General features: G+C 70.0%; 22 protein-coding genes and 1 pseudogene. 9 read left to right on the forward strand and 14 right to left on the reverse strand.

What is annotated here, in order from left to right:
- The first annotated feature begins 1 nt into the window (after nt 1).
- Nucleotides 2-820 carry a DUF3313 family protein gene (locus tag AC07NB_RS15160; protein WP_291835568.1) on the forward strand — a complete coding sequence of 273 codons (819 nt, stop codon included), beginning with the start codon at nt 2-4 and terminating at the stop codon, nt 818-820.
- 71 nt (nt 821-891) lie between these two features.
- Nucleotides 892-1,350: a hypothetical protein gene (locus tag AC07NB_RS15165; protein ID WP_492312090.1), complete on the forward strand. Its 459-nt coding sequence runs from the start codon at nt 892-894 to the stop codon at nt 1,348-1,350.
- Here AC07NB_RS15165 and AC07NB_RS15170 read toward each other — a convergent pair.
- The 4 genes from AC07NB_RS15170 to AC07NB_RS15185 all read right to left on the reverse strand — a co-directional run bounded on the left by AC07NB_RS15170 (nt 1,334) and on the right by AC07NB_RS15185 (nt 5,038).
- Entirely contained in the window at nt 1,334-2,140 is an 807-nt protein-coding gene (locus AC07NB_RS15170) for an alpha/beta hydrolase (protein ID WP_494570633.1), read from the reverse strand. The genes AC07NB_RS15165 and AC07NB_RS15170 overlap by 17 nt on opposite strands.
- Before the next feature lie 27 nt (nt 2,141-2,167).
- Nucleotides 2,168-2,989, reverse strand: coding sequence for an alpha/beta fold hydrolase (locus AC07NB_RS15175; RefSeq protein ID WP_291835562.1), 822 nt, complete (start codon nt 2,987-2,989; stop codon nt 2,168-2,170).
- Between the two features lie 125 nt (nt 2,990-3,114).
- Nucleotides 3,115-3,897, reverse strand: coding sequence for an alpha/beta hydrolase (locus AC07NB_RS15180; RefSeq protein WP_494570634.1), 783 nt, complete (start codon nt 3,895-3,897; stop codon nt 3,115-3,117).
- Between the two features lie 211 nt (nt 3,898-4,108).
- Entirely contained in the window at nt 4,109-5,038 is a 930-nt protein-coding gene (locus tag AC07NB_RS15185; RefSeq protein ID WP_494570635.1) for a LysR family transcriptional regulator, read from the reverse strand.
- A gap of 112 nt (nt 5,039-5,150) precedes the next feature.
- On the opposite strand from AC07NB_RS15185, the gene AC07NB_RS15190 reads away from it, so the two are divergent.
- A complete protein-coding gene (locus tag AC07NB_RS15190; protein WP_492312095.1) occupies nt 5,151-5,849 on the forward strand; it encodes a pirin family protein in 699 nt (232 codons plus the stop codon).
- Between the two features lie 122 nt (nt 5,850-5,971).
- Here AC07NB_RS15190 and AC07NB_RS15195 read toward each other — a convergent pair whose 3' ends face one another.
- Nucleotides 5,972-6,673 carry a glutathione S-transferase N-terminal domain-containing protein gene (locus AC07NB_RS15195; RefSeq protein WP_494570636.1) on the reverse strand — a complete coding sequence of 234 codons (702 nt, stop codon included), beginning with the start codon at nt 6,671-6,673 and terminating at the stop codon, nt 5,972-5,974.
- Between the two features lie 233 nt (nt 6,674-6,906).
- On the opposite strand from AC07NB_RS15195, the gene AC07NB_RS15200 reads away from it, so the two are divergent.
- Together AC07NB_RS15200 and scpA are read left to right on the forward strand one after the other, a co-directional pair.
- Complete coding sequence (locus AC07NB_RS15200; RefSeq protein WP_494570637.1) at nt 6,907-8,295, forward strand: methylmalonyl-CoA mutase family protein; 1,389 nt, start codon at nt 6,907-6,909, stop codon at nt 8,293-8,295.
- Nucleotides 8,292-10,430, forward strand: a complete 2,139-nt coding sequence (scpA, locus tag AC07NB_RS15205; RefSeq protein ID WP_494570638.1) for a methylmalonyl-CoA mutase — start codon at nt 8,292-8,294, stop codon at nt 10,428-10,430. Before AC07NB_RS15200 ends, scpA begins: the two co-directional genes overlap by 4 nt.
- 3 nt (nt 10,431-10,433) lie before the next feature.
- Here scpA and AC07NB_RS15210 read toward each other — a convergent pair whose 3' ends face one another.
- The 6 genes from AC07NB_RS15210 to AC07NB_RS15235 all read right to left on the reverse strand — a co-directional run bounded on the left by AC07NB_RS15210 (nt 10,434) and on the right by AC07NB_RS15235 (nt 16,393).
- Nucleotides 10,434-10,850 carry a hypothetical protein gene (locus tag AC07NB_RS15210; RefSeq protein ID WP_492312099.1) on the reverse strand — a complete coding sequence of 139 codons (417 nt, stop codon included), beginning with the start codon at nt 10,848-10,850 and terminating at the stop codon, nt 10,434-10,436.
- Nucleotides 10,851-10,882: 32 nt separating this feature from the next.
- Nucleotides 10,883-12,694 (reverse strand): tRNA (5-methylaminomethyl-2-thiouridine)(34)-methyltransferase MnmC2, encoded by a 1,812-nt coding sequence (gene mnmC2, locus AC07NB_RS15215; RefSeq protein ID WP_494572588.1) that lies wholly within the window; start codon nt 12,692-12,694, stop codon nt 10,883-10,885.
- Between the two features lie 96 nt (nt 12,695-12,790).
- Complete coding sequence (locus tag AC07NB_RS15220) at nt 12,791-13,078, reverse strand: hypothetical protein (RefSeq protein ID WP_492312101.1); 288 nt, start codon at nt 13,076-13,078, stop codon at nt 12,791-12,793.
- Nucleotides 13,079-13,221: 143 nt separating this feature from the next.
- On the reverse strand, nt 13,222-13,512 hold the full coding sequence (locus tag AC07NB_RS15225; protein ID WP_494572540.1) for a hypothetical protein: 291 nt from the start codon (nt 13,510-13,512) through the stop codon (nt 13,222-13,224).
- Between the two features lie 133 nt (nt 13,513-13,645).
- The gene (motA, locus tag AC07NB_RS15230; protein ID WP_291840725.1) at nt 13,646-14,512 is read right to left on the reverse strand and encodes a flagellar motor stator protein MotA; all 867 of its coding nucleotides are present in this window, start codon (nt 14,510-14,512) and stop codon (nt 13,646-13,648) included.
- Nucleotides 14,513-14,593: 81 nt separating this feature from the next.
- A complete protein-coding gene (locus AC07NB_RS15235) occupies nt 14,594-16,393 on the reverse strand; it encodes a long-chain-acyl-CoA synthetase (RefSeq protein WP_494572542.1) in 1,800 nt (599 codons plus the stop codon).
- A gap of 325 nt (nt 16,394-16,718) precedes the next feature.
- Between AC07NB_RS15235 and AC07NB_RS15240 the strand changes: the two genes are divergently transcribed.
- Nucleotides 16,719-17,261, forward strand: coding sequence for a hypothetical protein (locus AC07NB_RS15240; protein WP_492312103.1), 543 nt, complete (start codon nt 16,719-16,721; stop codon nt 17,259-17,261).
- A gap of 57 nt (nt 17,262-17,318) precedes the next feature.
- On the opposite strand, the gene AC07NB_RS15245 is transcribed toward AC07NB_RS15240, so the two are convergent.
- Genes AC07NB_RS15245 through AC07NB_RS15255 form a run of 3 tightly spaced genes read right to left on the reverse strand, consistent with a single transcriptional unit; the run spans nt 17,319 to nt 20,062 of the window.
- Nucleotides 17,319-18,644: a PQQ-dependent sugar dehydrogenase gene (locus tag AC07NB_RS15245; protein ID WP_494572541.1), complete on the reverse strand. Its 1,326-nt coding sequence runs from the start codon at nt 18,642-18,644 to the stop codon at nt 17,319-17,321.
- 11 nt (nt 18,645-18,655) lie between these two features.
- On the reverse strand, nt 18,656-19,201 hold the full coding sequence (locus AC07NB_RS15250; RefSeq protein WP_492312105.1) for a lipocalin family protein: 546 nt from the start codon (nt 19,199-19,201) through the stop codon (nt 18,656-18,658).
- A 51-nt stretch (nt 19,202-19,252) separates the two neighbouring features.
- Nucleotides 19,253-20,062, reverse strand: a complete 810-nt coding sequence (locus AC07NB_RS15255; RefSeq protein WP_492312106.1) for a DUF1206 domain-containing protein — start codon at nt 20,060-20,062, stop codon at nt 19,253-19,255.
- Between the two features lie 179 nt (nt 20,063-20,241).
- Between AC07NB_RS15255 and AC07NB_RS15260 the strand changes: the two genes are divergently transcribed.
- The 3 genes and pseudogenes from AC07NB_RS15260 to AC07NB_RS15270 form a co-directional block, all read left to right on the forward strand.
- Nucleotides 20,242-21,180, forward strand: a complete 939-nt coding sequence (locus AC07NB_RS15260; RefSeq protein ID WP_291840014.1) for an ABC transporter ATP-binding protein — start codon at nt 20,242-20,244, stop codon at nt 21,178-21,180.
- The gene (locus AC07NB_RS15265; RefSeq protein ID WP_492312107.1) at nt 21,180-21,947 is read left to right on the forward strand and encodes an ABC transporter permease; all 768 of its coding nucleotides are present in this window, start codon (nt 21,180-21,182) and stop codon (nt 21,945-21,947) included. The genes AC07NB_RS15260 and AC07NB_RS15265 overlap by 1 nt, the downstream gene beginning before the upstream one ends.
- Nucleotides 21,948-22,033: 86 nt before the next feature.
- Nucleotides 22,034-22,714, forward strand: a pseudogene (locus AC07NB_RS15270) (hypothetical protein); the annotation flags it as partial.

Below are 22,714 nucleotides of genomic sequence, written 5' to 3' on the forward strand. Positions count from 1 at the left end.
CATGGTTCGATACCTGAACGCCCTGACCGCGACGGGCCTGCTGGCCGTGGCCGCCTGCCAGACGGCGCCCGAGCCCCACGCCGGCTTCCTGACCAGCTACGAAGGGCTGGAGCGCAAGTCGGGCACCATCCGCGCCTCGATCCGCCAGCGGCGCGACGACGCCGAGGCGGCGACCCTCGAGCGGGTCTTCATTGAGCCCAGTCTGCTGGTCGGCGACGCGGCGCCCCACTTGAAGGAGGGCGAGCAACAGGCCGTCCTGCGCGAAATCGACCGGCAGATCTGCTACGAGGTCAGCGAGCGCTTCACCGTCCTGTCCGAGGCGGCTCCCGACGCGGCCCGTATCCGCGCCGGCGTGACCCGGATCGATCCGACCGGAACGGCGGGCTCGGCGGCCTCGGCCGCTGTCAACTACTTCATCCCCGGCCCGCTCGGCGTGCGCGTGCCCGGTTCGACCGGCGGCCTGGCGGTCGAGACCGAGCTTCTGGCGCCCGGATCGGGCCGGCAGGTGGCGGCCCTGCTCTGGGCCCGCAACGCGACGGCGGTGGGCATGGACGATCCGTCCCTGTCCCGGGTCGGCGACGCGCTGCAGTTCGCCGAACCCCTCGGCGATGCGGTGGGTGACGCCTTCTCGCCCCCGGACCGCAAGCCGCGCGACATCGCCAAGCCCGATCCGTGCGAGGGCTTCGGTCCCCGCTTTAACGCCGGCGGCATGGTGGCCGGCGGTCTGGTCGGCATGGCGACGGGCCTCTACGTGCCGGAGCTGGACCGCGCCCGCCCCGCCGCCGCCGCGCCGACGGAGCCCGCTCCCGCCCCCCGCTGACCTGTCCTCTGGCCGTCGCTCGACAGCTGTGAGAGGTTCGCCGCTCATCGGATGTGGACAGGGAGGCGCAAATGCACTGGATCGTGAGTCTTCTGGCGGTGCAGACGCTCACCGTGCCGGCCTATTCGCCGCCCGCGGCCCTGCCGCCGCCCGTGCCCGAACGCCTCAGCCTGGTCGTCGCCACCACGGTGTCGGAAACCGATCCGCAACCGCTGTGCGATCGGCCGAACTGCACCTCGCTGTTCCTCGGGCGTTACACCGGCGCACGGACGCTGGCGGGGCCCGCCGTCGAGACCGATTTCGCGGCGCGGGTCGAGATGGGGTCGCCCTGGATCCGGCCTTACCGGCTGGCGCTCATCGTCGAGCAACGGCCGGGCGCCGAACCGCTGGTGCGGGCCATGACCGGCTTCAGTCAGCGCACCGGACAGGCCTGTTTCGGCGCGGATGAACTGACCCCGCTGGGTTGGGCGCCGCAGGGCGCGGGCATCGCGGTGACGGACGGCGCGGTCTGCGTCACTGCGCCCGAGTAGGCCGGCGCGGGCTTAAGCCCTCGGCCCAGTCGATGCAGACCTTCGCCACCTCGTCCCAGCCGGGCTCGGCCAGCAGCAGGTGGGAGCGACCGGGGAAGCGGTGGAAGTCCGTCGGCGCGGCGGACCGCGACTGCAGGCGCCAGGCGGCGCGCGACAGATACGGCGTCACCAGCCGGTCGCGGTTGCCCGAGGTGATCAGCAGCGGCTGCGTCCGTCGGCGCGGATCGACGCGCGTGCCCAGCCAGAAGGCGGCCTGGTAGAAGACCCGCCCCGGCGTGGGGATCACATAGGCGTCGTACGATCGGTTCTGCAGCTCCGCCGGGGCGGCGTTGGCGAAGCGTTCGGCCCAGCGCCTGCGGCTCATGGCATAGGGCCGGTTCCAGCCGTTCCAGCGCAGGATGGGCGGCAGGGCGGCGGTCAGGGTCCACCAGCCGGGAACGATCCCGCCGATGGGCGCGGGATTGATCGCGATCCCCGCCCGCCCCGCGCCCCGGTCCAGCAGCATCTGGGTGAACAGGCCGCCGAAGGAATGGCCGACCAGCAGGGGCGGGGTCGGCAGGGCCTCGATGAAGGTCTGCAGCCCATCGACGATCTTTCCGACCGTCAGCCCGCCCAGGGCATCCGGAGGGCTGGCGTTCAGCGCGGTCGCCGACCGGCCCTTCAGAACGTCCCAGGTGGGCGTCAGAACGGTCCAGCCGGCGTCTTCCCAAGGCTTGCGGAAATCCGCCCAGGAGTCCGTCGTCACCCACAGGCCGTGGATCAGGACGACCGTCTTGTCGGTGTCGGCCATGACGGACTCCTTTCGGAGAGGCGAGGTCTAGCTGCGGATGAATTCCAGCAGGTCGGCGTTCAGGCGGTCCTGCTCCGTGGTGGCCAGGCCGTGCGGGCTGCCCTCATAGACTTTCAGGATCGAGCCCTTGACGATCTCGTGCGACTTGCGGCCCGCGGCGTCGATCGGGACGATCTGGTCGTCGCTGCCGTGGATGATCAGGGTCGGCTTGTCGAACTTCTGAAGGTCGGGGGTGTAGTCGACCTCCGAGAACTCGTGGATGCAGTCCAGCTGGCCCTTGATGCCGCCCATCATGCCCTGCAGCCAGAAGCTCTCGCGCACCCCTTCCGAGATTTTCGCGCCGGGTCGGTTGTAGCCGTAGAAGGGCAGGGTCAGATCTTTGAAGAACTGGCTGCGGTCGTCATAGGTCCCCTTGCGAATGCCGTCGAAGACCTCGATCGGCAGGCCGCCCGGATTGGCCGCGGTCTTGAGCATCAGCGGCGGCACCGCCCCGATCAGCACGATCTTGGCGACCCGGCTGGAACCGTGGCGGCCGACGTAGTGGGTGATCTCGCCGCCGCCGGTCGAGTGGCCGATCAGGACGATGTCCTTCAGGTCCAGTTTCTCGATCAGGGCGTGCAGGTCGTCGGCGTACTGGTCCATGTGGTTGCCGTCCCAGGTCTGGTCCGAACGGCCATGGCTACGGCGGTCATGGGCGATGACCCGATAGCCGTTCGAGCCCAGGAACTGCATCTGGCCGTCCCAGGCGTCGCTGCTCAGCGGCCAGCCGTGGCTGAACAGGACGGGCTGACCCTTGCCCCAGTCCTTGTAGAAGATCTGGGCGCCGTCGTTCGCGGTGATGAAGGCCATCGAAGTCTCTCCTGAAGGTTCGGCGGGTGCCGCCGTCGGTGGTTGACGAACGGATCATCGCTCGGGATCGATCCGGCGAAAATGGAAACGATCGAAACTCAATCTTTCCAGGAAGTAGTCTCGGTTCAGCGTTGGATCTGGTGTTCCACGGCCCAGTCGAGCGCGTAGTCGGCGACGGCTTCCCAGCCCTCGTCCATGCAGTTCCAGTGCGAGCGGCCCGCGTATTCCTTGTAGTCGGTGCGGGTCGGGGCCTGGGTCTGCTTCTTGTAGATGTTGCGCACCATGCCGGCGTCCGCGATCAGGTCGATCTCGCCGGCGATCAGCAGCAGCGGCGCGCGCTTGGGGTTCTTCCAGTGGATCTTGCCCGAGGCGCCGGTGACCCCGTCCCAGTAGACCTTGCCCGGCGTCGGCACGATGTAGGCGTCGTACAGCGCAGTGACCTGGTCGCGCGGCGCGGTCTGGGCGAACCGCTCGGCGAAGAATTTCCGCGACATGGTCTTGGACTTCTTCCAGCTGAACAGGTCCAGCAGCACCGGCAGGGCCGAGACGATGGCGTGCGGTCCCAGCGGGACGCCCGGCGTCGGGGCCGGATTGATGGCCACCCCCGCCACGCCGAGGCCCCGGTCCAGCAGATGCTGCACGCAGACGCCGCCCATGGAGTGGCCGATGAGGATCGGCGTCTCGGGCAGGGCCCGGATCAGCCGCTCATAGTGGTCGAACAGGTCGACCTGCCCGATCTTGGCCAGCGCCTTGTTCGGGTAGTCGCGCAACTCGGCCGGGGTGCGGTCGTCATAGGGCCAGTCGGGGGCCACGACGGTGTAGCCCTTGGCCTCATAGTGGCCCTTGAAGCCGGCCCAGCTGGCCGAGTTCAGCCAGGCGCCGTGGATCAGCATGATGGTCTTGGTCATGGTCAGCCTCATGATCGGGCGCGACGACGCCGCCGCGCGGTCAGACGGGTCTCTCGCCGCAGGGAGGCGGCGCAACGCGGACGCTCGGAGGACGGGTTCACCGGGATCGGAAGCGGCGAACGCGCTGATCAACTGACAGCTTGGCCATTGAGCCACGGATTGGACCGGGAGGGAAGATAACACCGGGATCAACTCCGATGTCGCGGCGTTATCAGCGCTTGCCGACCGTATCGCCCGGCCACAGCGGACCCGAGAATTTAGCCGCCAGGTAGGTCATCAGCGCCGTCACCCGCGCCGGTCGCGGGCCGCCGCCGGGGGCGACCAGATGCAGGGCGATGGGCGGCAGGCTCCAGTCGGTCATCACCGTCTCCAGCTTCCCGGCGGCCACATCGCGCCAGTAGATGAAGTCCGGCTGCGGTGCGACGCCCAGCCCGGCGCACAGGGCATAGGTCAGGGCGTCGGCGTTGTTGGCGCGGAACGGCCCGTGCGGCCGCACCGCCGTCTCCTCGCCCGCCTTGTTCACGAACCGCCACAGCTCGGCGTTGGGCAGGTAGGCGTAGCCGAGGCAGGCGTGGCGCACGAGGTCGGATGGATGCGCGGGCCGCCCCCGCTGGGCCAGATAATCGGGCGACGCGACCAGATAGCGCTGGATCGGCCGCAACCGCCGCGCCGTCATCGACGAGTCCGCCAGCGCCGCGATCCTCAGCGCGCAGTCGAAGCCGCCGCCGACCAGGTCGATGACCTCGTCCGACAGGTGCAGGTCCACCGACACATCCGGATGGGTCGCCAGGAATTCGGGCAGGGCGGGCGCCACATAGGCCATGCCGAACGACATCGGCGCCGCCAGCCGCACCAAGCCGCGCGGCCTCACCGCCTGGTCCAGCATCTCGCCTTCCGCCGCCTCGGCCTCGCTCAGCATCTGGCCCGCACGCGCCGCCAGCGTCCGTCCCGCATCGGTCAGGGAGAACCGGCGCGAGGTCCGATGCAGCAGGGTCGTGCCCAGCCTGAGCTCCAGCCGGCTGACCGCCTTGGACACCGTCGCCTTGGACAGGGCCAGCGCCTCCGCCGCGCGCGAGAAGGACTGGGTCTCCGCCACCTTCGAGAAGATGGCCAGCGCCTCCAGGTCCGGTAGTTTCGACATGCGCGCTCCGCGAAACGATGAGTTTCAGCTGTTTCTATTTTGGATCCGAAGCCGATCGCTATCTTGTCGTCAAGCAACAGCGGCCCCGACGGCGGGGCGCGGAGACAAGACCATGATCGAGCTGAGACCGTTCGACAGCCTGGGTGGCGCGAACCACGGCTGGCTCAACGCCAAACACCATTTCTCGTTCGCCAACTACTATGATCCGAAGCGGATGAGCTGGGGCAATCTGCGTGTCTGGAACGACGACGAGATCGCCGCCGGCACGGGCTTCCCGCCCCATCCGCACTCGGACATGGAGATCATCACCTATGTCCGCGAAGGGGCCATCACCCACGAGGACAGCCTGGGCAACAAGGGCCGCACCGAGGCCGGCGACGTCCAGGTGATGAGCGCGGGCACGGGCATCCGTCACGCCGAATACAACGCCGAGCCGGACCTGACCCGGATCTTCCAGATCTGGATCGAGCCGACCCGCCGCGGCGAACAGCCCGCCTGGGGCTCGCGGCCCTTCCCCAAGGGCGACCGCGCCGGCCAGTTCGTGGTCCTCGCTTCGGGGTTTGAAGGCGACGGCGACGCCCTGCCGATCCGCACCGACGCCCGTATCGTGGCGGCGACCCTGAAGGCGGGCGAGACGGCCGAATATCCGCTGGGCGCCGCCCGTCGCGGCTATCTGGTCCCGGCGGTCGGCGAGATCGAGGTCAACGGCGTGCGCGCCAATGCCCGTGACGGCGTGGCCATCGCCGAGGTCGAAACGGTTACGGTGAAGGCCCTGTCCGACACCGAACTGGTCCTGGTCGACGCGGCATAATCAGCCTCCGACCGGAGCGGGCCCGCGGTTCCTGTCTGCCCCCCCGACGCCGCGGGCCCGCAGCCTTCAAGAGAAAGGGGGACGACCTCTCGGCCGTCCCCCTCTTTCATTCACAAATCCGTTCATCCCCGCGCCGGAATCTCCAGTCCGCGCTGCACCGCCGGACGGGCCAGGCCGCGCTCCAGCCACGCCGGCACGTTCTTCAGGTCGTCGAAGGCGACCAGATCGCGAGCCTCGTAGAAGCCGATCAGGTTGCGCACCCAGCCCAGGGTGGCGACATCGGCGATCGAATAGTCGCCCATGATCCAGTCACGGCCCTCAAGCCGGGTGTCCAGCACGCCCAGCAGCCGCTTCGCCTCGCCGACGTAACGCTCCAGCGGACGCTTGTCCTCGAAGGCCTTGCCCGCGAATTTGTTGAAGAAGCCGACCTGGCCGAACATCGGCCCGATGGCGGCCATCTGGAACATGACCCACTGCAGGGTCTCGTAGCGCAGGGCCGGATCGCTCGGGATCAGCTTGCCGGTCTTCTCGGCCAGATAGACCAGGATGGCGCCCGACTCGAACAAAGCCAGCGGCTTCCCGCCCGGACCGTCCGGATCGATGATGGCCGGGATCTTGCCGTTGGGGTTCAGCGACAGGAATTCCGGGCCCCAGGTCTCGTTCTTGGTGATGTCGACCAGATGCGCCTCATAGGGCAGGCCGATCTCCTCCAGCATGATGGAGACCTTCACCCCGTTGGGGGTGTTCAGCGAATACAGCTGCAGTCGCTCGGGATGCTGGGCGGGCCAGCGTTGCGTGATCGGGAAGGCGGAAAGGTCGGCCATGTGGGGGTCCTGTGAAGCTCCGGCAGGATGTAGGGCGGCCCGCTTCAATCGCAACCGTGTCAGCAGCGGATTGATGCGTCCGAACTTGACGCATGGTGAGCCTACCATGACCTCATCGCCTGCTCGACCATCCGGACGATCCGAACGCATCGGACGCATCGGACGGTGTTTTCGCGGAGTCCGGATCGTTCACTCTCTGGACCCGGAGCGTCCGTGGGGGCAATGGAGACGCCATGACCTTTCCCACGCCGTCCCCCGCCGAATGGAAGACGCTCGCCGAGAAGGCGCTGAAGGATAAGCCCTTGGAAAGTCTCGTCCATATGGACGCGGACAATCTGGTGGTGCGCCCGCTCTACGCCGGGGCCACAGGGGTGGAGACGGTGTTCGCCCCGCGTCCGTCGGACGCCGAGGGCCGGGCCTGGGACCTGCGCGCCCTGGTCGAGGGCGATGATCCGGCGGCGGTGAACGCGGCGATGCTGGCCGACCTGCAGGGCGGGGCCGCCTCGGTGGTGCTCAAGGGCGCCGTGCTGGCCGACAGCGAGCCGCTGGGCCGGGCTCTGGACGGGGTGGCGCTGGAACTGGCGGCTGTCGGCCTGGACGCCGGGCTGGACGGCCCGGACGCGGCCAACGCCCTGGCCGTTGTGGCGAAGGGGTCGCCGCGCGCCCGGCTGATGTTCCACATGGATCCGGTCTCGGCCTTCGCGGAGGCCGGCGCCGCGCCGCGCCCGATCACCGAACACCTGACCCTGGCCGCCAACACGGCGGCGCGGCATGCCGGCGCCTATCCCGACGCGACCTTCTTCATGGCCTCGGGCCGGGTGGCGCATGAGGCCGGCGGTTCCATCGCCCAGGAGCTGGCCTTCGCCGCCGCCAACGCCGTGGCCCTGATCAACGCCGCCGTCGAGGCCGGGATGCCGGTCGAGGCCGCGCTCAGGGGCGTGGTGCTCTCCGTCGCCGTGGATCAGGAGTATTTCGACGGCCTGGCCAAGGTCCGGGCCCTGCGCCTGATGTGGCGTTCGATCTCGAAGGCCTACGGGCACGAGGTCCCGGCGCTGATCGAGGCCCGCTCGTCGCGGCGCATGCTGTCGGCGCGCGACCCGTGGCCCAACCTGCTCAGGCTGACGGCGGCCGGGTTCGCCGGCGCGGTCGGCGGGGCCGATGCGGTGGTGCTGGACGGCTTCGTCCGCGCCGAGGGCCGGGCCGACGCCTTCGCCCGGCGCCAGGCCCGCAACACCCAGCTGGTGCTGATGGAAGAGGCCAGCCTGGGCCGGGTCGACGATCCGGCGGCGGGCAGCTGGTATCTGGATCACCGCACCCGCGAACTGGCCGAGGCCGGCTGGGCCGAGTTCCAGGTCATCGAGGCCGAGGGCGGCCTGGTCGAGGCCCTGCGCGGCGACCTGATCCAGTCCCGGGTCGCCCGCGCCCGCGAGGTGCTTGAACGCGCCCTGTCCAACGGATCGAAACAGATCGTCGGCGTCACGAAATTCGTTGACCCCGACCCGCGCCCGACCACCTTCGACGCGGACCCCGGCGGGTCTCCCGCGGGCGGCGGCGACGCCTGCACGCCCCTGACCCCCTTCCGTCTCGCCGCGTCCTTTGAAGCTGCGGAGGCCGCCCGATGAGCCCGAAATTCTCGACCCTGCCGCTCGACCTGTCGCCGACTGGAACCGGCCCGGATCGCGCCCCGTGGAAGACGCCCGAAGGCCTGACCGTCGCGACGTCGTACGACGCCTCGGCTCTGGACGGGCTGGACTTCATCCACGGCCTGCCAGGCATCGCCCCCTATCACCGCGGCCCCTATCCGACGATGTACGCGGGCAATCCCTGGACCATCCGCCAGTACGCCGGCTTCTCGACCGCCGAGGAGTCCAACGCCTTCTACCGCCGCAACCTCGCCGCCGGTCAGAAGGGCCTCAGCATCGCCTTCGACCTGGCCACCCACCGGGGCTACGATTCGGACCACCCGCGGGTGAAGGGCGACGTCGGTATGGCCGGCGTGGCCATCGACAGCATCTACGACATGCGCACCCTGTTCGACGGCATCCCGCTGGACCAGATGTCGGTCTCCATGACCATGAACGGCGCGGTGCTGCCGGTGCTGGCGCTCTACATCGTGGCGGCGGAAGAGCAGGGCGTCGCCCACAGCGCCCTGACCGGGACCATCCAGAACGACATCCTCAAGGAGTTCATGGTCCGCAACACCTACATCTACCCGCCGACGCCCAGCATGCGGATCATCGCCGACATCTTCGCCTGGACGGCGGAGCATGCGCCCAAGTTCAACTCCATCTCGATCAGCGGTTACCACATGCAGGAGGCCGGGGCCTCGGCGGACCTGGAGCTGGCCTACACTCTCGCCGACGGCATCGAATACCTGAAGGCCGGGGTCGAGGCGGGCATGGACGTGGACCGGTTCGCGCCGCGCCTGTCTTTCTTCTGGGCCATCGGGATGAACTATTTCATGGAGGTGGCCAAGATGCGGGCCGGCCGCCTGCTGTGGGCCGAGGCGGTGGCGAAGTTCGGCGCCAAGGACGCCCGCTCCCTGTCCCTGCGCGCCCACTGCCAGACCTCGGGCTGGAGCCTCGCGGCGCAGGATGTGTTCAACAACGTCTCGCGCACCATGGTCGAGGCCATGGCCGCCGCGGGCGGCCAGACCCAGTCCCTGCACACCAATGCGCTGGACGAGGCCCTGGCCCTGCCGACCGACTTCTCGGCCCGCATCGCGCGCAACACCCAGATCCTGCTGCAGATGGAGACGGGCCTGACCAAGGTCATCGACCCGTGGGGCGGCAGCTTCTACGTCGAGCGCCTGACCCACGAACTGGCCGAGCGCGCCCGCGCCCACATGGCCGAGGTCGAGGCGCTGGGCGGCATGGCCAAGGCCATCGAGGCCGGCATCCCCAAGCTGCGCATCGAGGAATCGGCGGCCAAGACCCAGGCCCGCATCGACACCGGCCAGCAGACGGTGGTCGGGGTGAACAGCTATTTCAACGACACGCCCGACGACATCCCGATGCTGAAGGTCGACAACGCCGCCGTGCTGGCCGCGCAGATCGACAAGCTCAAACGCCTGCGCGCCGAACGCGACGAGGCGGCGACCGAGGCCGCGCTGGGCGCCCTGACCCGGGGCGCGCACGGGACGGAAAACCTTCTCCAGCTGGCCGTCGAGGCCGCCCGGGCCAAGGCCACGGTGGGCGAGATCTCGGACGCGCTGGAGGCCGCCTTCGGCCGCCACATCGCCACCGTGAAGACCGTCTCCGGCGTCTATGCCAAGGAAGCCGGCAACGACCCGAAGATCAGCCGCGCCCGCGACATGGTCGCCGCCTTCATCGAGAACGACGGCGGTCCGCCGCGCATCCTGATCGCCAAACTGGGTCAGGACGGCCACGACCGGGGCCAGAAGGTGGTCGCCACCGCCTATGGCGACCTGGGCGTCGACGTCACCGCCGGCTCCCTGTTCCAGACCCCGGCCGAGGCGGCCAGGGAGGCGGTGGAGCGCAATGTTCACGCGGTCGGCGCCTCCTCCCTGGCCGCCGGCCACCTGACGCTGGTGCCTGAGCTGAAGGCCGAGCTGGAGAAGCTGGGCCGGTCCGACATCATGATCGTGGTCGGCGGGGTGATCCCGCCGTCAGACGTGCAGCCGCTGCTCGAAAGCGGCGCGGCCGCGGTCTATCCGCCCGGCTCGGTCATCGCCGAGACGGCCATCGACCTGATCGAGAAGCTGAACCAGCGCCTCGGCTACGCCCAGAAGGCCTAGGACCTAAGGCTTGTAGGCGGCGGGCAGGGCTTCGACCTCTGCATCGGAGAGTCTGCGGGTCAGGCGGACTCGGCAGACCTCGGTCGGATTGGCCGACCCCGGCACGACCACGCGGGCCCAGTCGCCGGTACACAGCCGCGATCCGGCGACGCCGCCCGCGTCCGGCACGATGGCCATCCGGTTGGCGAAGTCCAGGTCGCGGCAGGCGGCGCCGGTCATCTCATAGACGTCGCTGCGGCCCACCCGCAGGAATACCTGGTCCATGCGGCCCTGCCGGAAATTGCTCACCTGCTGGACGTTGAAACACTGTCGCGCCAGAGGCGCTTCGGCGCGGTCCCCGGTGGTGGCGGTCGGCGCGCAGGAGACGGTCATCAGGGCGGCGGCGGAAAGACCCAGACAGGTCAGGACGGGCGTGCGCATGGAAAGCTTCCTCATGTCGGCCCCCGACAAGCTCAACCGTCGAACGATACGTCGGGTTTCGCAAGTCCCTTTGCGCCGGAAAGGCGCGACGGCGTGACCCGGATCGCCAGATCGCGCGCCAGCGGCGACGGGGCGCCGGTCGCCAAGGCCGCCACATGCTCGGCCAGCAGGGGCGCGGCGCAGAAGCCGCGCGAGCCCAGGCCGCCGAGGATGTAGAGCCCCTCCGCCAGAGCGCCGGCCAGAGGCAGCCGGTCAGGCGTCGTGGCGCGCACCGCGACACGGGACCGCGCCGGCCCCGCCGCCTCGATCCGCGCCGCCAGCCCGGGCAGGCGCGCCGCCACGGCCGTCCGGTTGCGAAGACGGGCCTCCTCCGAGGGCTCGGGATCGGTCACGCCCCGGTCGTGGGTGGCGCCGAACAGCAGGCCGGCGCCGGTCGGAACCGCATAGCCGCCCCAGGCGACCGGTCCACCGTCCACGCCCTCGACCATCTCCGCCTGCCCGGCCACGGGCGCCAGCGCAGGGTCGGGGGTCAGGGCCGCGCATCCCCATCCGGCGGTCAGAACCACGATGTCCGCCTCCATGAGGGTCGCCCCGTCGGCGGCGGTGATCCGCCAGCCGCTCTCAGCGCCTGGCTCGATCCCGGCGACGGCGCCGACGATCCGGTCCGCGCCAGCCAGCCAGGCGGCCAGCACGGCGGCGGGCTGGACGGCCATGGCGTCCCGCATCCACAGGCCGCCGGTCTGGACCGGCTCTCCCAGACGGGCGGTGCAGGCGGCGGCGTCCAGCGGGACCATGGCCTGCTCGGGCCACAGGTCCTGCGCGGCGACCTTGGCGTGTCGGCCCGCGTCGCGCGGGGCCTGTTCCAGCTGCAGCACGCCCCGGCTCAGCACCGCGCCGGGCGTGGCGGCGTAGAGGCGCGCGGCCCGCTCGAGGGCGCCGGCGTAGAGGGCGGCGATGCCGCGGTCGCCCGCGTCCAGGCGCGGCGTGACCAGGGCCGCCGCGAAGCCCGACGCGCCCGCGCCCGGCGCTTCGGCCTCGATCACGGCCGGGCGCAGCCCCAGGGCGGCGAAGGCGCGGGCCATGGCCGCGCCCGCGACGCCGGCGCCGATGACGGCGACGCGGGGCGGGGCGGGGTCGAGAACGCCGCCCGGCAGCCGGGCCTCCAGCCGCTCGCGCTTGCGGCCGTGGCCGGGCCGCTTCTCGACGGCGAAGCCCCGCTCGGTCAGGCCGCGCCGGACCGCGCCGGCCACGGTGAAGGTGGCCACGCGTGCGCCGGGGGCCGATCGGGCGGCGATCAGGTCCATCACCGCATCCGACCACATGCCGGGATTGGTCGAGGGGGCGAAGCCGTCCAGGAACCAGGCGTCCGCCGCGCCGGACCATTGGGTCAGGGCGTCCTCCACCTCGCCGACCGCCAGATCGAGGGTGGCGTTGAAGTCGGGGAGATCCAACCGGTGCAGGCCCGGCGTCGGAGCGGGCCAGGCGGCCAGCAGGGCCTCGGCGGCCTCGGCGATCTCGGGCCAGGCCGACAGGGCGCGCGCGGCTTCGTCGCGGGTCAGGGGAAAGCCCTCGACCGAGACGATGTGCAGCCGGCCCTCCGCCGGGCCCTCGCGCCGCCAAAGGTCCAGCAGGGCGGCGATGTTCAGCCCGGCGCCGAAGCCCAGCTCGGCCACGGTGAAGCGCCGCCGCCCGGTCCACGCCTCGGGCAGGCCGCAGCCCGCCAGAAAGACCGCACGGGTCTCGGCCAGGCCGTCCTCGCGGGAGAAGTAGACGTCTCCGAACCGGCCCGATTGGGGCGCGCCGTCTTCGGTCCAGAGCAGACGGGGCGAGCGGTCATCGGTCATGGCTCCGACCTACACGGGCGGGCGGCAACGAAAAAGGGCCGCCCGTGAGGGCGACCCTTCTCTCGAACCAGGCCCGAAGGCCGTGTTCGAAGGCTCTTAGTGAGCGGCAGCCGGAGCAGCGGCCGGAGCGGCCGGGGCGGCGGCCGGAGCCATCGCGCCGTCAGCGGCCGGAGCAGCCGCGGTGGCGGCGGCGGCGGACGCGTCGCCGGCGGCGGCGGTCGCGTCAGCGGCGGCTTGGTCGGCGGTCGCGGCGGCGTCCGTGGCGGTGTCGGCGGCGGCAGCGGCGTCGGCCGAGGCGTCAGCGGCCTTTTCTTCGGCGGCCGGTTGGCAGGCGGCCAGGGCCAGAGCGGCGGCCGAGGCGGCGATCAGAGCAGTGATGCGCATGGGTTTCATCCTTCAGAAGGTTCACGAGATCATGAGTCCTCGCACCCCGGAGCTAACGGGAAGGCGAGACGAAGCGCAAGTAAAAATCTCACGGCTTCGTGAACGGGTGTAACATACGGAAGCGTCAGCTTTCCGCGCCGGTCCTATGGGGCGGGCGGTTGCGTGGCCGGGGTGGACGGCGTCGTGCCGGGCTCCACCGGCAGGGTCGGCGGGGTTTGCGGCGCGCCGGCCGGATCGTGGGACGTCGGCGCGGCGGGATCGACCGGCGGCGGCGTGGCGGTGTCCGAGGGTGCGGGCGTTCCGGTGGTCGGCGCGGTCGCGGCGGCGTCTGCGCCTGCATCCGCGGCTGCATTGTTCTTTGCGTCGTCCTGGCTCGAACAGGCCGCCAGAACCAGGGCGCCGGTCGTCGCCAGGGCGAGGGTGATCGCTCTCATGGGAGATCCTCCAACGGTCGCAGCGACGCCTGGAGCGGTCGCTTTCACGATCCGTCGGCCAGACAACCGGCGAACAGCCGGGGCGTTCCCGGAACCGTGATCAGCGTTGAGCGTCCGTGAAGACGGCGTGAGGCTAGACGGCCGGGGCGGCCGACAGGGTCTCTTCCATCTCGGCGAAGGACGGCTGGGCCGACGAGGGGATGTCGCCGCGACCGATCTCGACCGAGATCTGGGCCGCATTGCCGTGCAGGTGGGCGACCAGCACCGACTGGATGATCTTGTAGTAGGCGCCTTCCTCGTCGACGATCGCCTTCAGGCGCGCGGCCAGGGGGCCGACCAGGCCATAGGCCAGGAACACGCCCATGAAGGTGCCGACCAGGGCGCCGCCGATCATGCCGCCCAGGATTTCCGGCGGCTCGGTGATCGAGCCCATGGTCTTGATGACGCCCAGCACGGCCGCGACGATGCCCAGCGCCGGAAGGGCGTCGGCGAGGTTCTGCAGCGCGCCCGGGGCGCCTGACGCCTCGTGGTGGTGCTTCTCGAGCTGCTTCTCCATGGCGTCCTCGATCTGGTGAGGATCCTCCAGGTTCATCGTCATCATCCGCAGGGTGTCGCAGATGAAGTCCGTGGCGAAGTGGTCCTTCAGCACCTTGGGGTATTTCTGGAAGATGGCGCTCTCGGCCGGCTTCTCGATGTGGCTTTCCAGGGCGATGACGCCCTTGGACTTCATCGTCTTGGTCAGCTGGAACAGCAGCGACAGCAGGTCCTTGTAGTCCTGCTTCTTCCATTTGGGCCCCGCGAAGGCCTTGCCCAGGCCGCTGAGCGAGGACTTCAGCACCGGCACGCTGTTGGAGATCAGGAAGGCGGCGATGCCCGCGCCGCCGATCGCCATCAACTCGTGAGGCGCGGCGTGCAGGATCACCTCGAACTTGCCGCCCGAGATGGCGTAGCTGCCGAACACGAGGGCGAACAGCAGCACAATGCCGATAATCTGGAACATGAGAAGACGGGGAGCCCCAACGCGCGCGAGAGGCCGACCATCGCTGTTAATGATTAATCTGCGGTTGCGATTCCGCGGATATCAGAGCCGCGTTTCGCCGGACAGGATCGCCGCGCGGGCTGCCTCGGTCAGCTTGGCGTAGCCGTTCTTGCCGCCGCGGACGTAGAGGGCGCCGTCCACCTTGTCCGGATCGAAGCCGTCGGCGACCAGGTCGACCTTGCGGTATTTGAAGGTCCCGGTCGTCTCGGCCGACTTGATCAGGCGGATGAAGGCGGGGCGGGCGTAGGACGGCAGTTCCTGATCCACCCATTCGGCGAAGACCTTGGCCGAGAAGCGGCCGTCGATCACCAGGGCGACCATGCCGGCCTTGCCTTCCTGGCCCGGCACCGGAACGCCGTAGGCCACGACCTCCTTGACGCCCGGCGCGTCGGCCAGCCGCTGTTCGACCTCGGCGGTCGAGACGTTCTCACCCTTCCAGCGGTAGGTGTCGCCGATCCGGTCGATGAAATAGATGTAGCCGTCCGAGTCCTGCCTCATCAGGTCGCCGGTGCGGAACCAGCGGTCGCCCTTGACGAACACGTCGCGCAGGATCTTCTTCTCCGACGCCGCCTTGTCGGCATAGCCGGAGAAGGCGTGGCGGGTGTCGTCGCCGATCTGGCCCAGGGCCTCGCCGACCTCGCCCGCCTTGGCCAGCTGGCACAGGCCGTCCGGACCCCGCACGGGCAGTTCGGTGTCGATGTCGAAACGGACCAGCCGACAGTTGATCTGCTTCTTCAGGAAACCCGGAACGCGGCCGATGGCGCCCGCCTTGCCGTCGAAGTTGAACAGCGAGACGTTGCCCTCGGTCGAACCGTAGAACTCGAGGATCTCGGGCACGGCGAAGCGCTTCTGGAAGTCTTCCCAGACATCGGGGCGCAGGCCGTTGCCGAAGGCGAGGCGCAGCTTGTGGGCGCGCTCGTCGGGGTTCTCCGGGCAGTTGATCAGGTAGCGGCACAGCTCGCCGATATAGACGAACAGGGTCGCGCCCGAGGCCTTCACGTCCGGCCAGAAATTGGTGGCCGAGAAGCGCTTGCGCAGGACCAGGCGGCCGCCGTTCAGCAGGGCGGGGCCGATGCCGACCAGGCCGCCGGTCGAGTGGTACAGGGGCAGGACGTTGAACGTGACGTCCTTCTCGGTTCCCGCAGTGGCTCCGGCGAAGGCGCGCATATAGGTGCGGGCGCGAGCGTGGGTGATCTTGGCCGCCTTGGGCAGGCCGGTCGTGCCCGAGGTGTAGATGTACAGCGCCGTGTCGCGGTTGGTCAGGCCCGAGCGGATCGAGCGGGCGGGCCGCACCGAGGAGCCGCTGCGCACCGGCTTGTCCAGGCCGCGGCGCTCATCGGCTTCATCCGTGTCGGACAGGCCCAGCACCCAGAGCATCAGGTTACGGTCGACCAGCGGGCGGGCATCCTCGACCTTGCGCCAGCAATCCTCGTCGGTGACGACCTGCGAGGCGTTGGAGATGGTCAGGCAGTGGGCCAGGGCGTGGCCGGTCAGGTTGGTGTTGATCAGCGCCGTGCCGACCCCGACCTTGGAGAAGCCGATCCAGGCGGCGATGTATTCGGCCCGGTTCAGCATCACCAGGGCGACCGTATCGCCCCGCTTCAGGCGGCGGCTGACCGCCCAGTGGCCGAACCGGTTGGCCATGGCGTCCAGGTCCCGATAGGAGATCGAGCGGCGGTCGTCCTGGATGGCGATGTGGTCGGAAAACTTGTCGACGGCCTCTTCCCAGTCGTCACAGACCAGGTCGACGCTGTCCATGGTGATCGGCTTGATGCGGCCGAGCAGGCGGCGAAGGCCCTTCACGAACCGAATGTCTCGCCGGATGTTCGCCACCAAACCCATAGCCACGTCCACTCGCCAGATGCCCTCTCTGGTGATGAACAAGCCGGTCCGCCGGGTCAACCGGTGGGAGAATCGGCGCGTCGTTTTTGGCCGTTTGCGAACGGTTTGCGGACCGGTTTGCCGTGGGGCGTGGCGCCGAAGCGGCGGTGACGCAGCGTCACTTCAGGACCCTCTTGTCGCCTCATCCGGCCGGATGACGGCCGTCAAACGGGGCGCTTGCCGCCCCACATGTGTCAGCAAAGGTGTTTCTTCAGGACATTCAACCTGTTCGCGGAACCGCGCTCTTCCGGGGCGGTTGGAAACCCACGCTCAAGGAGGAACAGAGATGTCCGTTACCTATCCCCAAGACCGCGCCGACGTCGTTGGTGAAGAGACCTTCGTCCCCGTCTATGCACGCACCAAGGCCCAGCTTCGCCGCAAGGGCGGCATGCGCACCTGGATGATCCTGGCCCCGATCGGGGTTCTGGTGATCGGCGGCGCCGCGGCCATGATGCTGATGAACGGCGGCGGCGACGTCGCCGAGGCTCCGCTGGCCGAAGCGGCGGCGACCGCCCCGGTCCTGCCGATCACTCCGGCTCCGCCGATCGCGCCGCTGGCCGCTGAGCCCGCTCCGGTCGACGCCACGCCCGAGCCGGTGGCGCGTCAGGCCGCCCCAGCCCCGGTTCGCCGTGAAGCTCCCGTGGTCCGCCGCGCCGCGCCGCGCGCCGAGACGCCGGCCCCCACTCCCGCTCCGAGCGTCGCCGCGCCCGCGCCGTCGCCGGTGACCTCGACGCTGAACAGCGCTCCGGCCGCCCCGGCGCCGACCGTGACGCCGGCCCCGGCCCCGGCCGCGCCCCCGCCAGTCATCGTGGTCGAACCGCTGAACTGATCCCGGCGTAGACCCTTGCAAGTCCCCGGTGGAGCGATCCGCCGGGGCCTTCGCCTGTCAGGCGGTGGGCGACACGCGCCAGATGACGTCGCCCACGTCGTCGGCGACCAGCAGGGCGCCGGTGCGGTCGAACTGCACCCCGACCGGGCGGCCCATGGCCGTGTCCTGGGCGCTGATGAAGCCGGTCAGGATGTCCTCGGGCGGGCCGGACGGCACGCCGTTGACGAAGGGGACGAACAGCACGCGGTAGCCGTTGCGCGGCTTGCGGTTCCACGACCCGTGCTGACCGACGAAGGCTCCGCCGCGATAGCGGACCGGGAACAGCGTCCCCTCGCCGAAGGTCAGGCCCAGCGAGGCGGTATGGGCGCCTAGCGCGTAGTCCGGCCGCAATGCGCGGGCGACGAGGGCGGGATCCTGGGGCTCGACCCGTTCGTCGACGGTCTGGCCGTAGTAGCTGAACGGCCAGCCGTAGAAGCCGCCGGGCGTGACCGAGGTCATGTAGTCGGGGACCAGGTCGTTGCCGAGCTCGTCGCGCTCATTGACCGACACCCACAGCCGGCCGCTGTCGGGCTGCCACGCCAGTCCCACCGGGTTACGCAGGCCCGAGGCGTAGACCCGCCGCGCGCCGGTCGCCGGATTGATCTCCAGGATGGCGGCGCGGTCGGTTTCCTCGTCCATCCCGTTCTCGCCGATGTTGGAGTTCGACCCGACCCCGACATAGAGGCGCGATCCATCGGCGCTGGCGACCAGGCTCTTGGTCCAGTGGTGGTTCCGGCCCGCGGGCAGGTCGGCGATCTTGCGCGGTTCGGCCTCGATCCGCGTCTGGCCGGTCTGGTAGGGGAAGGCCACCACGGCGTCGGCGTTGGCGACGTAGAGGGCGTTCCCGACCAGGGCCATGCCGAAGGGCGACATCAGGTTCTCGAGCAGGACCGACCGGGTCTCGGCCACGCCGTCGCCGTCGGTGTCGCGCAGCAGGGTGATGCGGTCGGGGCTGGGCGTGCGCGCGCCGGCCCTCTTCATCACCAGCCCCTGCGCCCAGGCGCGGAAACCGCCCCCGGCGCCGTCGTCCAGCCCTTCGGGCTTGGGCGGCGCATTGGTTTCGGCCACCAGGATGTCGCCGTTGGGCAGACGGTAGAGCCAGCGCGGATGGGTCAGACCGGCGGCGAAGGCCTGCACCCGGAAGCCCGGGGCCGCGACCGGGGTCCGGCCCTGCGGCCAACCGGCGGCGTCGGCGATATTGACCGTCGGAAGCAGGGTGTGGCGGGGCGCGGGCAGCACCGGGTCAGCGCCGTAGCCGGCGGCGGGATCCAGCGTCGATTCCGTGCCGCAGGCGGCGAGCGTGAGGGCGAAGAGAGAAGAGAGGGCGAGGGCCGAGACACGCATGGGCGGGTCCTTCAAGGGGTAGGCTGGGCGGGAAACTCGAGGCGGCTGACATCATAGCCCAAAGCGCGGGCGCGTTCGGTCAGTCGTTCGCGCTGGGCAGGGCTCGGGATTTCACGGGTGTAGATGAACAACCGCTCGAAGGTCGGGTCGGCCGAGATGAACCAGGTGTAGGCCTCGTCGTGGTCCAGCACCCAGTAGTCCCAGGTCACGAACCCGCCGAGGTAGCGCACCCGAAGCTTCGTGTTCGTCCCCGGGTCAAGAATCTCGCCGCGCCCGCCGATGGACTTCTCGCGTCCGCCCGGCTGGCCCTGTTCGCAGGTGTCGCGCACGTCGACCCGCGTCGCCGAGACGAGGACATAGTTGGATGCGCCGGCGACGCAGCCGTCGGTCAGTCGGTCGGGCAGGCGGGCGACCTCGATCCAGCGGCCGGACCACAGACGGTCGGCGTCTACGGCGCGGGCGGGTTGAGGGGCGCGGTATTCGGACGGCGAGGGCGCGGTGACACAGGCGGACAGGGCGCCCATCAGGGCGACGGCGGCGAGGACGCGCGGGGTCATGAGGCGATCTCCGGATCGTGAATACCCGGCCGGGAAGGGAGTTCCGCGGCCTCAGACTGGTACGATCTCGCGCGGTGGCCGGATGCGGCGGAAGCGGGCCTCGATGAAGGAGAACAGTCCGAAGCCGATGAAGCCCAGCGCGGCCGCGGCCAGCAAAGCCGCGCCGCCCGGCTGACGACCCAGGGCGTCCAGCGCGGCGTCGAAGCTTGTCACGTCCGAGGCCCGCGACCGAACCCCGGCGAGGAAGATCAAGGCCGCCAGCGGCAGCCACGCGATCCCGCGCGCCATGTAGCCGGCGCGCGCCAGCGGAACGACCCGGCGGCAAAGCTCGACCGAACAGGACAGGTAGGCGGCGAAGTCGTCACGCCACGCTCTGACGATGTTGGCGATCCCCACCCCGGCGATGCACAGACCGATTCCCGCCAGAAGCAGATTGCCGAACGGCAGCGATAGCATTCGCGCCGCCTCGCGATGGCCCGCGGCGATCTCGGCCGCGCCCGGATCGGCGGGGGTGTGGAACAGAAGGCTGAACGCGCTGCAGGCCAGCAGGGCGTAGCCGACGCCGCTGAACCCCTGGCTCATGCGGGTGCTCAGGCCCTGCTGGTCATGTCCCTCATTGTCCGCGTCCCAGATCGCCTGCAGCATCCGCCAGACCACAATGGCCAGCAGGCCGAGGCCCAGCAGCAGGACCCAGGCCCGGCCGAGCGGCTGCTGGGCCAGCCAGCCGATGGCGCCGCGGGTTCCGGCCGCGCCATCGACCAGCCCGGGGATGGCCAGCAGGGTCAGCGCTCCACCGGACAGATAGACGAACCCGCGCGCGCCGTAGCCTATGCGGGCGATCAGCTCGAGGCCGTTCAGCACGACCGCGCGCTTCCGTCGGCGGGCAGGGGTCAATCGGCGCAGGCCGGAGCGAAGCGTGGAGGAGAGGCGAGACACCCCTGCCCAACTCATCGCGAAAGATATGGCTCCGCTGGAGCCGCGGCGCCCTTGTCCGGAACGGGGGCGGCGCATATCTGCGGGCCCCAGGGAGAGGGACCCCCATGCCGCCCGCAATCACAATCCAGGGTCTGACCAAGACCTATAAGTCCGGGCTGCAAGCCCTCAAGCCCGTCGATCTGACGATCGCCAAGGGCGAGATCTTCGCCCTTCTGGGGCCGAACGGGGCGGGCAAGACCACCCTGATCTCCATCGTCTGCGGCATCGTCACGCCGAGCAGCGGCACGGTGACGGCCGACGGCCACGATACCCAGAAGGCCTACCGCAAGGCGCGCACCGTCATCGGCCTGGTGCCTCAGGAGCTGACCACGGACGCGTTCGAGACCGTATGGGCGACGGTGACCTTCAGCCGCGGCCTGTTCGGCAAGGCGCCGAACCCGGCCTACGTCGAGCAGATCCTTCGCGACCTCAGCCTGTGGGACAAGAAGGACTCCAAGATCATGACCCTGTCCGGCGGCATGAAGCGCCGGGTCATGATCGCCAAGGCCCTGAGCCACGAGCCCGACATCCTGTTCCTCGACGAGCCCACGGCGGGCGTCGACGTCGAGCTGCGCAAGGACATGTGGGAGATGGTCCGCAAGCTGCGCGAGCGCGGCGTGACCATCATCCTGACCACCCACTACATCGAGGAGGCCGAGGAGATGGCCGATCGGGTGGGCGTGATCCTGAAGGGCGAACTGATCCTGGTCGAGGACAAGACGACCCTGATGAAGAAGCTGGGCCGCAAGACGCTGACCCTGCAGCTGCAGGAGCCGCTGGAGGTCCTGCCCGCCGAGCTGTCCGAATGGGTCCTGGAGCTCAAGTCGGACGGGACCGAGCTGGAGTACGTCTTCGACTCCAACGCCGAACGCACCGGCGTGCCGTCCCTGCTGCGGCGGCTCAGCGACATCGGCGTCGGGTTCAAGGACCTGAGCACGCGCCAGAGCTCGCTTGAGGATATTTTCGTGGGTCTGGTCCACCAGTCGAAGTCGGAGGCGGCGTGATGGCGTTCAACGGTTACGGCGTCTGGGCGATCTACCGCTTCGAGATGGCGCGCGCCCTGCGCACCATCTGGCAGTCCATCGTGACGCCGGTCATCACCACGGCCCTGTATTTCGTCGTCTTCGGCTCCGCGATCGGATCGCGGATGACCGAGATCGACGGCGTGCCCTACGGCGCCTTCATCGTGCCCGGGCTGATCATGCTGAGCCTGTTCACCCAGTCGATCTTCAACGCCTCGTTCGGCATCTACTTCCCGAAATTCACGGGCACGATCTACGAGCTGCTCTCGGCGCCCGTCAGCCCGCTGGAGATCGTCCTGGCCTATGTCGGGGCGGCGGCGACCAAGTCGGCGGTGCTGGGGCTGATCATCCTGGCCACTGCGGCCCTCTTCGTGCCCCTGCAGATCCTGCACCCGGTCGAGATGCTGCTGTTCCTGATCCTGATCTCGACGACCTTCAGCCTGTTCGGCTTCATCATCGGCATCTGGGCGCAGAGCTTCGAGCAGCTGCAGTTCATCCCCATGCTGGTGGTGACGCCGCTGACCTTCCTCGGCGGGTCCTTCTACTCGATCCACATGCTGCCCGAGCCGTGGAGGACGATCACCCACTTCAACCCGGTGGTCTATCTGATCTCGGGCTTCCGCTGGACCTTCTACGGGTCGGGGGACGTGGGGATCGGCGTTAGCCTGACGGCGACCCTGGCCTTCCTCTTCGGCTGCCTGGCCGTCATCGGCTGGATGTTCCGCACCGGCTACCGGCTGAAGAACTAGAGCGTCACGAAAGCGGCCAGATCGGCGGCCACCTTCGTCGCCAGTCCGCGTTTGAGAAACGCGCCGTACACGGCGCGGGAGCCTGCATGTCCAATCAGAACGACCCCAAGCTGAACGGTTCGCCCGTCAACGGCCAGGCCCAGCCGGAGCCTTTCCGCCGCCCGGTGACCTGGGGTCGCCCGCCCGCGACGGTGTTCCGCGCCGGGCCGCTGCCGCGCGGCTCGACCCTGCCGCCCCTGCCCGAACCGCCGAAGCCCCGGCCCGCGCCGCCCCCGTCGTCCGGCATTCTCAGCGGCTCCATGATCCCGCGCGCCGCCCCGGCCGCGCCGAAGCCCGCGCCGAGGCCCGAGCCCGAACGCGCGGCGCCGGCGCCCGCCGCACCCGCCGTAGCCGCGCCGGATCTCGCCGTGCGGCCTCTGCCTGAACCGGAACCCGCCCCCATCCCCGCCGCATCGCCGGTCGCCGCTCCGGTCCCGACGCCCGCCCCCGAAGTCGTGACCCTGGACGACATGGTGGTCGCGGCCCCGCGCCGCGCCGCGCCCGCCGGGACCGTCGCCGCGCGTGGCGGGTCTTCCGGGCGTCTGCCGCTCTACGTCGGCGGCGGCGTGGCCGCCCTCGCGGCCGTGGCCGTCGGCGCCTGGGCCCTGACGCGGTCGCCGGCCGAGACGCCCGCGCCGGCGCCTGTGGCCTCCACCCCTGTCCCGCCGTCCGTTTCGCCCGAGGCCGCGCCTCCGGTGGTGGCGGTCGTCGCCCAGCCTGAGCCGGTC

The organism is Brevundimonas sp. GW821-FHT09G01, assembly GCF_059416065.1.

What these genes read in the sequence shown, in the direction of transcription:
- AC07NB_RS15190 (WP_492312095.1), top strand. Translation starts at nt 5,151, where the DNA reads ATGATCGAGCTGAGACCGTTCGACAGCCTGGGTGGCGCGAACCACGGC.
- motA (WP_291840725.1), bottom strand. Translation starts at nt 14,512, where the DNA reads ATGTTCCAGATTATCGGCATTGTGCTGCTGTTCGCCCTCGTGTTCGGC.
- AC07NB_RS15225 (WP_494572540.1), bottom strand. Translation starts at nt 13,512, where the DNA reads ATGAGAGCGATCACCCTCGCCCTGGCGACGACCGGCGCCCTGGTTCTG.
- AC07NB_RS15185 (WP_494570635.1), bottom strand. Translation starts at nt 5,038, where the DNA reads ATGTCGAAACTACCGGACCTGGAGGCGCTGGCCATCTTCTCGAAGGTG.
- AC07NB_RS15245 (WP_494572541.1), bottom strand. Translation starts at nt 18,644, where the DNA reads ATGCGTGTCTCGGCCCTCGCCCTCTCTTCTCTCTTCGCCCTCACGCTC.
- AC07NB_RS15195 (WP_494570636.1), bottom strand. Translation starts at nt 6,673, where the DNA reads ATGGCCGACCTTTCCGCCTTCCCGATCACGCAACGCTGGCCCGCCCAG.
- AC07NB_RS15220 (WP_492312101.1), bottom strand. Translation starts at nt 13,078, where the DNA reads ATGCGCATCACTGCTCTGATCGCCGCCTCGGCCGCCGCTCTGGCCCTG.
- AC07NB_RS15180 (WP_494570634.1), bottom strand. Translation starts at nt 3,897, where the DNA reads ATGACCAAGACCATCATGCTGATCCACGGCGCCTGGCTGAACTCGGCC.
- AC07NB_RS15240 (WP_492312103.1), top strand. Translation starts at nt 16,719, where the DNA reads ATGTCCGTTACCTATCCCCAAGACCGCGCCGACGTCGTTGGTGAAGAG.
- scpA (WP_494570638.1), top strand. Translation starts at nt 8,292, where the DNA reads ATGAGCCCGAAATTCTCGACCCTGCCGCTCGACCTGTCGCCGACTGGA.
- AC07NB_RS15160 (WP_291835568.1), top strand. Translation starts at nt 2, where the DNA reads ATGGTTCGATACCTGAACGCCCTGACCGCGACGGGCCTGCTGGCCGTG.
- AC07NB_RS15210 (WP_492312099.1), bottom strand. Translation starts at nt 10,850, where the DNA reads ATGCGCACGCCCGTCCTGACCTGTCTGGGTCTTTCCGCCGCCGCCCTG.
- AC07NB_RS15200 (WP_494570637.1), top strand. Translation starts at nt 6,907, where the DNA reads ATGACCTTTCCCACGCCGTCCCCCGCCGAATGGAAGACGCTCGCCGAG.
- AC07NB_RS15250 (WP_492312105.1), bottom strand. Translation starts at nt 19,201, where the DNA reads ATGACCCCGCGCGTCCTCGCCGCCGTCGCCCTGATGGGCGCCCTGTCC.
- AC07NB_RS15165 (WP_492312090.1), top strand. Translation starts at nt 892, where the DNA reads ATGCACTGGATCGTGAGTCTTCTGGCGGTGCAGACGCTCACCGTGCCG.
- AC07NB_RS15265 (WP_492312107.1), top strand. Translation starts at nt 21,180, where the DNA reads ATGGCGTTCAACGGTTACGGCGTCTGGGCGATCTACCGCTTCGAGATG.
- mnmC2 (WP_494572588.1), bottom strand. Translation starts at nt 12,694, where the DNA reads ATGACCGATGACCGCTCGCCCCGTCTGCTCTGGACCGAAGACGGCGCG.
- AC07NB_RS15175 (WP_291835562.1), bottom strand. Translation starts at nt 2,989, where the DNA reads ATGGCCTTCATCACCGCGAACGACGGCGCCCAGATCTTCTACAAGGAC.
- AC07NB_RS15260 (WP_291840014.1), top strand. Translation starts at nt 20,242, where the DNA reads ATGCCGCCCGCAATCACAATCCAGGGTCTGACCAAGACCTATAAGTCC.
- AC07NB_RS15170 (WP_494570633.1), bottom strand. Translation starts at nt 2,140, where the DNA reads ATGGCCGACACCGACAAGACGGTCGTCCTGATCCACGGCCTGTGGGTG.
- AC07NB_RS15235 (WP_494572542.1), bottom strand. Translation starts at nt 16,393, where the DNA reads ATGGGTTTGGTGGCGAACATCCGGCGAGACATTCGGTTCGTGAAGGGC.